Annotated in this window: 16 protein-coding genes and 1 riboswitch; of the genes, 9 read left to right on the plus strand and 7 right to left on the minus strand. The window is 67.9% G+C overall.

The genetic code is table 11. The annotated features are described in order from the left end of the window. Positions 1-23 precede the first annotated feature (23 nt). The 5 genes from ABZT02_RS29790 to ABZT02_RS29810 form a co-directional block, all read right to left on the minus strand. On the minus strand, positions 24-1049 hold the full coding sequence (locus ABZT02_RS29790) for an ABC transporter ATP-binding protein (protein ID WP_356022799.1): 1026 nt from the start codon (positions 1047-1049) through the stop codon (positions 24-26). Next, positions 1050-2651 carry an iron ABC transporter permease gene (locus tag ABZT02_RS29795; RefSeq protein WP_356022972.1) on the minus strand — a complete coding sequence of 534 codons (1602 nt, stop codon included), beginning with the start codon at positions 2649-2651 and terminating at the stop codon, positions 1050-1052. It abuts the gene before it with no gap. Between the two features lie 44 nt (positions 2652-2695). Then, positions 2696-3775, minus strand: a complete 1080-nt coding sequence (locus ABZT02_RS29800; RefSeq protein ID WP_356022802.1) for a thiamine ABC transporter substrate-binding protein — start codon at positions 3773-3775, stop codon at positions 2696-2698. Further along, positions 3772-3879, minus strand: a riboswitch (TPP riboswitch). It overlaps the preceding gene by 4 nt. A gap of 23 nt (positions 3880-3902) precedes the next feature. Next, the gene (gene rlmN / locus ABZT02_RS29805; protein ID WP_356022804.1) at positions 3903-5009 is read right to left on the minus strand and encodes a 23S rRNA (adenine(2503)-C(2))-methyltransferase RlmN; all 1107 of its coding nucleotides are present in this window, start codon (positions 5007-5009) and stop codon (positions 3903-3905) included. 346 nt (positions 5010-5355) lie between these two features. After that, a complete protein-coding gene (locus ABZT02_RS29810; RefSeq protein WP_356022806.1) occupies positions 5356-5715 on the minus strand; it encodes a hypothetical protein in 360 nt (119 codons plus the stop codon). 298 nt (positions 5716-6013) lie between these two features. Here ABZT02_RS29810 and ABZT02_RS29815 point away from each other — a divergent pair, with 298 nt between their 5' ends. Continuing rightward, the gene (locus ABZT02_RS29815) at positions 6014-6220 is read left to right on the plus strand and encodes a hypothetical protein (protein WP_356022809.1); all 207 of its coding nucleotides are present in this window, start codon (positions 6014-6016) and stop codon (positions 6218-6220) included. Between the two features lie 1021 nt (positions 6221-7241). On the opposite strand, the gene ABZT02_RS29820 is transcribed toward ABZT02_RS29815, so the two are convergent. Beyond that, positions 7242-7907: a YdcF family protein gene (locus ABZT02_RS29820; protein WP_356022811.1), complete on the minus strand. Its 666-nt coding sequence runs from the start codon at positions 7905-7907 to the stop codon at positions 7242-7244. Between the two features lie 2 nt (positions 7908-7909). After that, positions 7910-8698, minus strand: coding sequence for a GntR family transcriptional regulator (locus ABZT02_RS29825; RefSeq protein ID WP_356022814.1), 789 nt, complete (start codon positions 8696-8698; stop codon positions 7910-7912). Positions 8699-8859: 161 nt separating this feature from the next. Here ABZT02_RS29825 and ABZT02_RS29830 point away from each other — a divergent pair, with 161 nt between their 5' ends. The 8 genes from ABZT02_RS29830 to ABZT02_RS29865 all read left to right on the plus strand — a co-directional run bounded on the left by ABZT02_RS29830 (position 8860) and on the right by ABZT02_RS29865 (position 12389). Continuing rightward, positions 8860-9189, plus strand: coding sequence for a hypothetical protein (locus ABZT02_RS29830; RefSeq protein ID WP_356022816.1), 330 nt, complete (start codon positions 8860-8862; stop codon positions 9187-9189). Positions 9190-9191: 2 nt separating this feature from the next. Then, positions 9192-10511 (plus strand): FtsK/SpoIIIE domain-containing protein, encoded by a 1320-nt coding sequence (locus tag ABZT02_RS29835; protein WP_356022818.1) that lies wholly within the window; start codon positions 9192-9194, stop codon positions 10509-10511. Positions 10512-10526: 15 nt separating this feature from the next. Next, positions 10527-11174 (plus strand): DUF2637 domain-containing protein, encoded by a 648-nt coding sequence (locus ABZT02_RS29840; protein ID WP_356022820.1) that lies wholly within the window; start codon positions 10527-10529, stop codon positions 11172-11174. Positions 11175-11193: 19 nt separating this feature from the next. After that, complete coding sequence (locus ABZT02_RS29845; protein ID WP_356022823.1) at positions 11194-11382, plus strand: mobile element transfer protein; 189 nt, start codon at positions 11194-11196, stop codon at positions 11380-11382. A gap of 16 nt (positions 11383-11398) precedes the next feature. Next, the gene (locus ABZT02_RS29850) at positions 11399-11554 is read left to right on the plus strand and encodes a hypothetical protein (protein WP_169808255.1); all 156 of its coding nucleotides are present in this window, start codon (positions 11399-11401) and stop codon (positions 11552-11554) included. Between the two features lie 24 nt (positions 11555-11578). Then, complete coding sequence (locus ABZT02_RS29855) at positions 11579-11881, plus strand: SpdD protein (RefSeq protein WP_356022827.1); 303 nt, start codon at positions 11579-11581, stop codon at positions 11879-11881. Position 11882: 1 nt separating this feature from the next. Beyond that, entirely contained in the window at positions 11883-12116 is a 234-nt protein-coding gene (locus tag ABZT02_RS29860; protein WP_356022829.1) for a hypothetical protein, read from the plus strand. A 93-nt stretch (positions 12117-12209) separates the two neighbouring features. Beyond that, positions 12210-12389 (plus strand): hypothetical protein, encoded by a 180-nt coding sequence (locus tag ABZT02_RS29865; protein WP_356022831.1) that lies wholly within the window; start codon positions 12210-12212, stop codon positions 12387-12389. Positions 12390-12393 lie beyond the last annotated feature (4 nt).

A 12393-nucleotide genomic window follows, 5' to 3' on the forward strand; every position in this document is an offset into this window, starting at 1 on the left:
CCCCGCACCTCAGGTCCGCCCCGTCAGCCCAGCACCACAATTTCGGCCGCGTCGAACTCCACCCCGACCACGTCTCCGACCTCCGGCGCCGCACGCAGCGCACACGCGGCCTCCAACCGCGGCCCGTCACCTTCCGAAGGGTGCAGATGTACGGCGACATGCGTGCCCCTGAAGGTGCGCGCGGCGACCGTGCAGCGCAGTCCCTCCTCGGCGATCACGAGTCGCACTCCCGCGGGCCGCACCAGCACGCTCCGGGCTCCCTGGGCCGCTCCCGGAGGCACCGGCACCTTGCCCCACGCGGTGTCCGCCGCCTCCCCCGTCACCGTCCCCTCGACCACGTTCTCGAAGCCGAGGAAACGGGCCACGAACTCGTCGGCCGGCCGCTGCCACACCTCCAGCGGCGTACCGGACTGGGCGATCCGCCCGTCCCGCATCACCACGACCCGGTCGGCGAGCGCGAAGGCCTCGCCCTGGTCGTGGGTGACCGCGAGCACGGTGGTGCCCAACCGACCGAACAGCTCCCGCAGTTCGACGACCAGCCGCTCCCGCAGTGACCGGTCCAGCTGCCCGAGCGGCTCGTCGAGCATCAGCAGCCGGGGCCGGGGGGCGAGCGCCCGGGCCAGCGCGACCCGCTGCTGCTCACCGCCGGAGAGCCCGGCGACAGCCCTGCGCGCGGCGCCCGGAAGCCCGACAAGGTCGAGCAACTCCCTTACCCGCTCGTGCTGTTGCGCCTTGCCAGCCCCGTGCATGCGCAGCCCGAAGGCCACGTTGGCACCCGCGTCCCGCTGCGGGAACAGCTGATGGTCCTGGAACATCAGCCCGACCCCGCGCTTGTGCGCGGGCACGGCGTCCTGGTCGCGTCCGTCGAGCAACACCCGCCCGTCGTCCAGCGGTTGGAGCCCGGCCACCGCCCGCAGCAGTGTCGACTTGCCGCTCCCACTGGGGCCGAGCACGCATACGATCTCGTGCTCGGCGACATCGAGGCCCACCCCGTCGAGCACGGCTCGCCCACCGAACCGCACGGTCGCGTCCTGAAGGCTCAGCAGCATCTAGAACTCCCCGGTCCGGTCGGTCCGCAGCCGTTCAAGGACCAGCAGCGCCACCGCGCACACCACCATCAGGATCGTCGAAAGGGCCATCGCCTGGCCGTAGTTGAGGTCCCCGGCCCGCCCGAGCAGCCGGGCCACGGCGACCGGCAGCGTCGGGTTGTCGGGCCGTGCGATGAACACGGTCGCCCCGAACTCGCCCAGCGACACGGCAAAGGCGAAGCCCGCCGCGATCAGCAACGCCCGCCGCACCATGGGCAGATCGACCTCCCGCCACACCCGCCACGGCGAGGCCCCGAGCACGGCCGCGGCCTCCCGCAGCCGGTGGTCCACGGCCCGCAGCACGGGCAGCATGGTCCGGACGACGAACGGCACCCCGACCAGCGCCTGCGCGAGCGGCACCAAAATCCAGGACTGCCTGAGGTCCAGCGGCGGCTCGTCGAGGGAGATCAGGAAGCCGAAGCCCACGGTCACCGCGGACACCCCGAGCGGCAGCATCAGCAGCGCGTCGAAGCCCCGTACGAACCGCCCCGCGTCCCGCCGCGTCAACGCGGCCGCCGCGAGACCCCCGACCAGCACCGCGATGACGGTCGCGGCGAGGGCGTACTCCAGCGAGTTCCCGACCGCCTCGATGGGCGCGACCAGGAAGACCCCGCCGTCGCTGTGGGTCAGTGCCCGGTAGTAGCCGAAGTCGGGGGTGTCGAGCGACCGTTGGACGAGGACGGCGAGCGGCAGCACAAGGAGTACGGCGATGGTGCCCACGACGCCGGCCAGCAGTCCCCACTCTCCCGCGCCGCGCGGCCGCCGGGCGCTGACGGACTCGGCCACGAGCCGCAGCGCGGTCTCCCGGCGCCGTACGGTCCACGCGTGCAGGGCGAGGACCGCGCCCACCGCGACGAACTGGATCAGCGTCAGCACGGCGGCCGTGGACAGGTCGAAGATCTCGGAGGTCTGCCGGTAGATCTCCACTTCGAGGGTCGAGAACGTCGGCCCGCCGAGGATCTGCACCACGCCGAAGGAGGTGAAGGTGAAGAGGAAGACCATCAGCGCGGCGGCTGCCACGGCGGGCGCGAGCGCGGGGAGCGTGACCGTCCGCCAGGCCCGGAGCCGGGACGCGCCCAGCATCCGCGCGGCCTCCTCCTGACGCGGGTCCAGCTGGGCCCAGAGTCCGCCGACGGTCCGTACGACGACCGCGTAGTTGAAGAAGACGTGCGCGAGCAGGATCGCCCACACGGTGGTGTCCAGCCGGACGCCCCACACGTCGTCCGTGAGGCCGCCGCTTCCGACGAGCGCCAGGAAGGCCGTACCGACGACGACGGTCGGCAGCACGAAGGGGACGGTGACCACGGCCCGCAGGACCTGCTTGCCGGGGAAGTCGAAGCGCGCGAAGACGTACGCGCCGGGGAGCGCGATCAGGAGCGTGAGCGCGGTGGAGGTGAGCGCCTGCCAGGTGGTGAACCACAGGACGTGCCGGATGTCCGGCTGGGCCAGGACGTCGGCGATCCGGCCGAACTGCCAGGCACCATCGACCTTGAGCCCGCGCCTGACAATGGCGCCGACGGGATAGACGAAGAAGACGGCGAAGAACGCGACGGGCACGGCCATGAGCCCGAGCCGCGCCGCCGCGTTGCCGTAAGGCTTGCGGGGCCTTACTTCAGTACGAGCGAGGTCCATGACTTGACCCAGTCGTCACGGTTGTCGGCGATCTTCGCCGGGTCCATGGTCTCGGGATCCTTGGCCTGCGGACCGTACTGGGTGAACTCGGCCGGCACCCGGGCGCCCTCGACGACCGGGTACACGAACATGTTGAGCGGCATGTCCTGCTGGAACTCCTTGGTGAGCAGGAAGTCCAGGAACGCCTTGCCCCCCTTGGTGTTCTTGGCGTTGCTCAGCAGTCCGGCGTACTCGATCTGCCGGAAGCAGGTGCCCTGCGCGACCCCGGTGGGCGCGGTCGTCGGCTTCGGGTCGGCGTAGATCACCTCGGCGGGCGGCGAGGAGGCGTACGAGACGACGAGCGGCCGGTCGGCCTTGGCCTTCTTGCCTCCGGCCGACCCGGAGAACTCCTCGTTGTAGGCCTGCTCCCAGCCGTCGACGACCTTGAGGCCGTTGGCCTTGAGCTTCTTCCAGTAGTCCTGCCAGCTGTCGTCGCCGTACTTCGCGGCACTCCCGAGCAGGAACCCGAGACCCGGCGAGGAGGTGGCGGCGTTCTCGGTGACGAGGAGGTTCTTGTAGGCGGGCTTGATCAGATCGTCGTACGACGTCGGCGGGGCCAGCTTGTGTTCGCTGAACCAGGCCTTGTCGTAGTTGACGCAGATGTCGCCGGTGTCGATGGGAGTGACCCGGTGCTTGTCCTGGTCGACCCGGTACTCCGCCTTGATCCCGTCGGCGCCCTTCGCCTCGTACGACTGGAAGAGCCCGTTGTCGAGCGCGCGGGACAGCAGGGTGTTGTCGACCCCGAAGAAGACGTCTCCCTGCGGGTTGTCCTTGGTGAGGATGGCCTTGTTGACGGCCTGCCCGGCGTCGCCGTCCTCCAGGACCTTGACCTTGTAGCCGGACTTCTTCTCGAAGTCAGCGAGGACGTTCTTGGAGACGGCCCACGAGTCGTGGCTGACGAGGGTGACGGTCTTGGAGCCGTTTCCCTCGGAAGCGGAGGAGGAGGACGACCCGCACGCGGACAGTGTGACCATGCCGAGGCCTACGACGGCAGCAAGGAACTTCTTGTTGTTCACGGTGATGACCGAACTTCCTACCCAGAATGACCTGGGCGAGGTTCAGAGGGTCTGCGGCCCGATTGCCGCACTCTCAGCGCTGTGGCGCTCCCCTGTCGGATATGAAGATGTACGTACGTCCGTCAGACTACCGCTCGGTGGCCGCGAGCTGACCACAGGCCCCGTCGATCTCCTGCCCACGGGTGTCCCGGACGGTCACCGGCACGCCATGGGCGGCGATGGCCTCGACGAACGCCTTCTCGTCCTCGGGCCGGGAGGCGGTCCACTTGGACCCGGGGGTTGGGTTCAGCGGGATGAGGTTGACGTGCACGGGCTTGCCCCTGAGCAGTCGCCCGAGCCGGTCACCGCGCCACGCCTGGTCATTGATGTCCCGGATGAGCGCGTACTCGATGCTGAGCCGCCGCCCGGACTTCTCGACGTACTCGAACCCGGCGTCGAGCACCTCGCGCACCTTCCACCGTGTGTTCACGGGGACGAGGGTGTCGCGCAGCTCGTCGTCGGGGGCGTGCAGGGAGATCGCGAGCCGGCACTTGAAGCCCTCGTCGGCGAACCGGTGAATGGCGGGCACGAGCCCGACGGTCGACACGGTGATGCCGCGCTGAGAGAGCCCGAGTCCGTCGGGGGCGGGATCGGTGAGCGCGCGAATGGAGCCGACGACCCGCTTGTAGTTGGCGAGCGGCTCACCCATGCCCATGAAGACGATGTTGGAGAGCCGCGCGGGCCCGCCCGGCACCTCCCCGTCCCGCAGCGCCCGCATCCCGTCCACGATCTGGTGGACGATCTCGGCGGTGGACAGATTGCGGTCCAGTCCCGCCTGCCCGGTGGCACAGAAGGGACAGTTCATTCCACAGCCCGCCTGCGAGCTGATGCACATGGTCACCCGGTCCGGGTACCGCATCAGCACCGACTCCACGAGCGTCCCGTCGAACAGCCGCCACAGCGTCTTGCGCGTGGTCCCCTGGTCGGTCGACAGATGCCGTACGACGGTCATGAGCTCGGGAAGCAACGCCTCCTGGAGCTTCCCGCGCGCGCCGGCCGGGATGTCCGTCCACTCCGCCGGGTCGTGCGCGTACCGCGCGAAGTAATGCTGCGAGAGCTGCTTGGCGCGAAACGGCTTCTCCCCGATCCCGGCCACGACCTCCTTGCGCTCGGCGGGCGTGAGGTCGGCGAGGTGCCGCGGCGGCTTCTGGGCTCCGCGGGGGGCGACGAAAGTGAGTTCTCCGGGCTTCGGCATAACTCTTCCAGTGTCGCAGATCAACTCGGGGGGCCCAGGCCAGAGCGGGGTGGGGGTGGTCACCCGTGGGTGCCATCTGTCAGCGTTGGTTGGCTTCGGACGGCCCAGGGACGGCCCAGAGATGCGTGCCACTGAGATGGGATGGACGACCCCCGACCAGGCGAAACTACCCGGGGCCTTCGTGGTCCTCTATGCCCGGTCGTTTCCGTGGTTCCCCGTGACTTGCCGGTCGATCGGGCAGGGTTGGGGCACGGCCGCCTTCTGATCCGTAGCTCTATGCGGGTCGGTCAGTGTGGGGCCAACAGGCCGCATGCTGCTGGGGTGCGAGTGCCGGAGCCGGGTTCTATTAGTCGTCGTATTCCTCGTAGTCGTAGTCGTAATCCCAGTAAGAGTATTGACGCTTACGTTCTACCTGGATGACCGTTGCTTTAGCGAGGCGTTGGCGGACGGCCTGCCGTGATATTCCGCAGGTGCGCCCAATCTCTGCCTGCGACACCTGGAATTGGCATGCATAATACGTGGCGGTCAGGATGTTCGTTTCGATCCCCGCCGAGAAGTCAGCCAACGCCGCAATAAGCGCCAAGTGCTCTTTCTTTGTCACCGGTCCTGCTGGGCTCTGCGGTGGCTCGGCGAGTCGTTCAATGGCCTTCTCCCATGCGAGCCCATAGAGGTAGTTGACGATGGGGTCGTCCAACGGCAGCGACATGATGACAAGCATAGTTGTCACTGCTGGTGATCGGGTAGGGCCGGACACGTGCACTCGCGGAGCTCTGACCTGCCATGACTGATTGACCATTGACTTGCGTTGGCAGATGTCGCATAGTCAGTGCCAGCCCCGGCATGCCCGGAGGCTTCTGGCGGAGGCTTGACGCTCCGCCTTTTTTGTTGCCCGAACGCATTGTTCGGGCTTTTTTGTTGCCCTTTCTCCTCGTGAGACTGGTGCTGTCTGCGCGGCTCGGCCGTCCACTGGCCGGCCGAGTCGCTATTCAACCCAGGAGACCCAGGTGCAAATCCTTGGTGAACTGGCGTCGGTGGGATCTCTTCCCGGAGTGGCATGGGTGCTGCGTTGCATTATCCGCGACATCCTCGACTACCGGAGCAAGCGGGCGGAGTTCGAGCTGAAGCGGCAGATGATTCAGCGGATCCCCGACGACCAGGTGGCCTCAGTTATTCGCGAGCTTGGCGCTGAACCAGGCGCAGCTCAGGAATAACTGAAACGGCTATTTAAACCAATGATCTCCTGGTATGGAGTCGTGTAGGTTACGCTGCAGTCTTAAAACTGCGGCCACGGAGTCCCGCGGAGGGTCGAGTGAACAACCGGAGCGTGACGCTTGCTGAGCAGCATCAAGCACTCGTTGAGGCTTTGATCGAAGCCAGGTCGGTCCCGGCCGGACGCCTACTCGGCTTGCCAGAGCTGCCCGACGACGATGTCTGGGTCGACACCGCCGGAGCGGCGGCGCTTGTGCGGGTGGCCCCGAAGACCATCACGGGTTGGCTGGCGCGCGGCGGGCCGAAGAAGCAACCATTTCCGTCGCCTCACAGGTTGCTCTATCGCCTGTATTGGAGGCGGAGCGCCATCGAGGCGTGGCTTCAGGGAGAAAGTCGCAGCTAGGCCTACGCCGAATAGAGGCAGCAGCAAGCGCCTTGTCTCGCCCACCACCTTCCCCAGCTCTCATCCCGTCCGCCGTCGACCCACACACCGTGGAGCGGGCGTGGTCCATGGCGTCCAGGTGGAGCGCGCCACTGTACGAACGACCTGGACGCCATGGGCCGCGTCTGCTCGGCTCTGCCTGGGTCGGCGGCGGACGGGATGAGAGCTCCCCGCGCTCGCCACCTCGGACCCGCGGCCGCGTATGGCGCCCCCTCCATCCCGGTGCCGGCCGATCCCCCGCCGGAGGCATCGTTCTGACCGTGGCCTGCCCGTCTAGGGCTCTACCACCTGGGCCGTAACATGCTTGCGGCCCCAGGGGCCAGGCCCGGCGCCGAAGGCGCAGAGGGCCAGGCCCAAGGGGCCAGCCCGCGCTTTGCGCGGGCCCTTGATGAGGTAGAGAAACCTGTAACAGGTCCCAGGAGCGATCAAAGATCAATTGCCGAGTAGCGGTGTCAGATCGCGGCCGTGATGCGTTCGGATGGGCGGCGCCTCGTCGCTCAAGGGGTCTGTGGTGAGCACCGCACGGAACGCACTCATCGCCGCTTCTCGTTCTTCCGAGGCCGAGCCACGCAACGGGGGCATCATGCGGAGTGCTGGTCAGTAGCGAGAAGTCGGCTGGTGAAACCCGCGTGGCACAGCCGCTCGTACGCCTCACGCACGTCATCCGGTACCGGCTGGCTGATCATGTACCCCTGTTCCGGGTAGACCAAGAGACGCTGCAACGCCCCCACCAGCATGTCGATGACCAACCGAGCATCCTGAATCGAGTCCGCATACTCCTCAAGCGTCATCGGCGTGGACGCGCTGACGAACTCGACCTCGGGCCACAGCTTGCGTGCTGTGGCATACGCGCGTCGCTCCTCGTAGGGCTTGCTGATGAGAAGCACCGAGGAGACCTCAACCCCGGCATCCTCAAGCACCGCCCTGGAGAACCGGATGTTCTCGCCGGTGTTGCGGGCCTGGGGCTCCACGAGCACGGCTGAGCTGGGAACGCCGAGTTCGAGGGCCCGTTCGCGGTAGTGGACGGCTTCTCCCCGCGGCATGCGTTCCCGCGTCGTCGGACTGGTGGCTCCCGTGAACAGAAGTAGGGGAGCCAGGCCACGCTTGTAGAGGTCTACGGCCGTATCGGCCACACCCAGGTCATGGCTACCCAACCCGATCGCGACCGAGCACGGACGCAAGGCATGCCCCATCTGGTGGTAGTCCCACAGACGCCGCGCGTCGGCCCATGCCTGAGTGGAGATCATTCCTACCCCTTCTCGCCCTTCGCCGAGTCCGGCACCTGGAAGTCGTACTCCCAGGCGAAGCGCGAAGCCGCGTGTACACCAATGGCGAACTCCACCACTGTGCCAGAGGCCGTGTAGGTCGTCCGATGCAGCTCGACGACGGGTTCCCCCGGCGGCAACTGCAAGAGCTTCACCTCGTCGGCTGTGGCGGCCCTGGCGAAGATCTCCTCTTTCATGTGGTCGATCTCGTAACCGGCGTCGTACAGCACCCTGAATCCTCCGCCGCGGCCGGCCGGTCCCGGGGCCGGGTCCACCAGCCGGGTTCCCTCGACGTGTTCGGGCCGGTAGTAACTGGTGAGGGTGTGGGTCGGCTGGTCGCCTTCCTTCACCAGTCGTGCTCGCGCGTACACCTCCGCCCCTTCGGGGAGGCCGTGTGCAGCGGCGACCGCTGGCGGGGCTTCGACGCGACTGACGGACTGGGTCTGCTCGTTCCGGCGGTAGCTGCGTCCAGAAGCCACGCGGTCGGCGATGAAAGCCACCTCGTCGCCGTCGCGCCACTTCGCCTTGTCGTACCGGTTAATGCCGAGTCGCTTAAGCGGAACCCGCTGTCGTACGACGGTGCCGTGCCCACGGGACGACGTCACCAGGCCCTCTGCTTCCAGAGCCTTGTAGGCCTGATGGACGGTGGACTTGGAGCCTTCACCTTCCGCAACTAGTTCCCTGATCTGCGGAAGCTGCTGGCCCGGCGCGTACTCACCCCTCTTGATCTGATCAGCCAGCTTGTCAGCTAGCTCCCGCCACTTCGGCGCCATTTCGCGCTCCTCTCGACTAGGCAAGTCAACCACAGTCCCAGGACTGTTGACAGTCCTAGGACTGCGTGCCACAGTCTCCTTAAGTCGCCCGCAGTCCTAGGACAGCGGGCATGGAGGGCCTTCTTTGGGCTGCTCCAAAGCATCGACTCAGGGAGTACTTCATGCCGTCGTTCAAGATCGACGTTTCGACCGCTGTGGTGTTCGTGGCGACTGCCCCGGAGCCGAAGATGGTCAACAAGAAGACCGGTGAGCGGGCCGTGGACCGGGAGACCAACGCGAGCCTTTCGACCGTGGGCCTGCTGGTCTCGGACGACGGAGAGGGCAACCTCTACCAGGTAACCGTGCCGGAGACGGGCCTCCCCGAGGGCCTGGTGCCGGGCATGCCGGTCAAGGTCATCGGCCTGAAGGCCCGTGACTGGGAGAACGAGTTCAACGGCCAGAAGCGGCACGGGATCTCGTTCCGTGCGGTCGCGATCACCCCGGCGGCCTGATCATGGCTGACTGGACGGTGTGGCTGGAGGCCACAGGAGCCGCGTCGGCGGCTGGCGGACTCGGCTACGCGAAGGTCAGCGCGCCGCGCGTGTACTGGTCGCTGGTCGGTCTGCCCGCCACGTGGGGCCGGTTCTCCTACTCGTACCGCTCGACGATGGACGTGTGCGGTCTGACGGTGCAGCCGTCCGGGCTGCGGGCGTTCATGGCCCGCAACGTGGCCCGTCGTGAAGTGCAGCCGGTAGCGCCGAAGATCCGCCGGATACGGCCCACCTCGACCGGGCTTCGGGTGACGCTGCGGCTTCCGGCCGGTCTGGAGCCTGCCGACGTGATCGCTTCGACGGAGCGTCTTCGGCACGCCTGGGGTGTGCACGCGGTGCGCGTGGTGGTGACCAAGCCAGGGTTCGTCGAATTGCGGATGACGGGCTATGACGTGCTGCGTCGGGTGCGGATGCCGCGCAAGGCACAGCCCCACGGCATGGCCGTACCGGTCGCGCTGCGCGATGACGGGACCGCGTTCGAGCGGGACTACCTCAAGGCGCCGATGGCGCTGACCCTGGGCGCCAACTCCTCGGGCAAGTCGATGTATCAGCGCAACCTGATCAACGGGCTGGCCCAACTGCCGGTGGCGCTGGTGGGGATGGACTGCAAGCGCGGAGTGGAACAGTCCCCGTTCGCCCCCCGCCTCTCCGCGTTGGCGACCAACCCGGATGATGCCGCGTCACTCGCGGATGTGCTGGTCACGGAGATGGAAGACCGCTTCGACCTGCTGAACCTGCACGGCGCCTCGGATATCTGGGAACTACCGGAGGATCTACGGCCTGCGCCGATCGTGGTGCTGGTCGACGAGATCGCCGAACTCTTCCTGATCTCCCGCAAGGAAGACGAGGACCGCCGCACCCGGATCGTCACGGCGTTGATCCGCCTCGCGCAGATGGCCCGCGCGGTCGGCATCTACCTGGAGATCTGCGGGCAGCGCTTCGGTTCTGACCTCGGCAAGGGCGCCACCATGCTCCGTGCCCAGCTCACTGGCCGGGTCGTGCACCGCGTGAACGACAAGGAAACTGCCGAGATGGGGCTCAAGGACGTCGCCCAGACTGCGGTGCCGGCCGCGTGTGCGATCCCTGCGAACCGGCCTGGTACGGCCGTGGCCACTGACGCGTCCGGTGGCTGGTGCAAGATCCGCACCCCGGAGATCTCCCGCGACAAGGTCGCTGCAACCTGCCGAGACTTCGAGCACCTGGTGCCGGATCTGCCGTTCCTTTTCGCCTTCAGGCCCAACGTGCCCGCTCCGACCGTCGACGCTCCATCGCTGGTCAAGTGAAGGGAGGCACAGATCATGACCCGATCGCTCCGTCTGGATGCCGTGCTGATCCAGGCTGTGATCGCTGGCGCGCTGTCCTTCGCCCATCTGCACGATCTCGCCGACGCGGCCGGGCAATCCGGCTGGAAGGCCTGGGCCTACCCGATCTCGGTTGATTTGCTGCTGGTCGCCGCCTGGCGTCGGCTGCGCACCGCCCGCCGGGACCGCTCGGCCTGGACATGGTTCACGATCGCCTTGTTCGCCTCGCTCGGCGCGAACATCGCCACCGCTGGACTCCTCGACCTGGAACACGTGCCCGCGTGGCTGCGCATCCTCGTCGCTGGCTGGCCCGCGCTCGCCTTCCTCGGCGGCACCCTCCTCGTGCACTCGCCGACCGAACCGGCCGCTCCTACGCAGGATGTGGACGAGGTGGCCGTGCTGGACGTCGACATGCACCGCGCCGACGACCCCGCCCCGGCTCCAGAACTGGCACCGGCTACCCCCGAGGCGCCCCCGGCCGATGTCCCCGCGGTTCCGTCCGCGTTGCTGGATCACGCACGGAAGATCGCCGACGCACACCGTGCTTCCACCGGATACCCGCTGCCCGCCGACGCTCTGTCCGCCCGGCTCCAACTGCCCGCCCCCATGGCCAACGCGATCGCCGCACATCTTCAACTCACCTGATCTGAAGGGACGTTCGCTCGTGACCGCTCATCGCCGCTTCCGTGACCGGCGCCGCTTCGGCCCCGTGCAGGTCGGCACGTACTACGACGGCCGTGGCCGCGACAAGCACATCGCCGCGTGCACCGCGCCGGGCTGCGGCTTCTCCGCCGACTACACCGACCGCGCCGCCGCCGAACTCGCCGCCCAGACCCACCGCTGCAAGGCCTGAAAGGGAGATCACCGTCATGGACGTTCCGCTCTGGCTCGCCGTGATCGTCGTCGGCTACCTCGGCATCAAGCTCACTCGCCCGCCGATCTGGCTGGTGGTCCTGCTCCTGCTCGGCGGCTACCTCGTCGCAGGAAGCTTCCTCGGCCCCACCGTCGACTCGCTCGTCAAGTAACCCCGGCCCGAAGGGACATCACCCGTGTTCACCCCGAAGTACCCGCCCCCGGACACCGCCCCGCCGGCCACCACGATCCCGGTTCCGGCCTCCAACCTCCCCACCCCGGCGGCCCCCGTCGCTCCGGCCCCAGTCGCCTCGAATCGGCCGGTCGTCCAGCTCACCCCCGGTAGCGCGCTCGCCCTCGCGGCGGGCGGTGGCGCCGTGGTCCTCGTCGTCGGCGCGGTGCTGGTCTCCATGCTCCTCGCGGTCGCCATCACCGGCATGTCGGTGGCCGTGTGCGCGCTCGTCGTCCGCTCGATCCTCAACGCCGAAAGGAACCGCTGACATGGGCTTCTTCAGCCGCAGGAACGACGACACCCCGTCCAACGCGGAGATGGCCGAACTGGGCCGCGAGTACGCCATCGCCAAGCGCCACGGCGACCGCAAGACCGTCACCCGTATCAACCGGCAGATCGGTACGTCCGGCCTGAGCGACAGCGACCGCACCTCGTTCGAGCAGGGCCGCGAGTCCTACGACTCCATCCGGCCCATTCCGCGCGGACGCAACCGCCGCAAGTAACGCCCGTCCAGGGCGGCCTCTACTGCCAGGTATCCGCCGCCCCGGACGGCTCCGCCCATCCAGATCCAAAGGACCCGAAAGGGAAGTCTCATCATGCCCCAGCACGCCCTCAACACGCCCGTCTGCCGCGACTGCGACGGCTTCCCCGTCGTCGCCATCACCACCGGCACCCGCAGCGCGGACGGCACTCGTACCACCCTCCGAGTCACCTGCCTCGCCTGCAAGGGCACCGGTCGCCGCACCTCCGCCGCGCTCACCCGGGCCGGAAGGTGATCGT

It is taken from the genome of Streptomyces sp. NPDC005402, from assembly GCF_040606575.1.
Classification (GTDB): Bacteria; Actinomycetota; Actinomycetes; order Streptomycetales; family Streptomycetaceae; genus Streptomyces.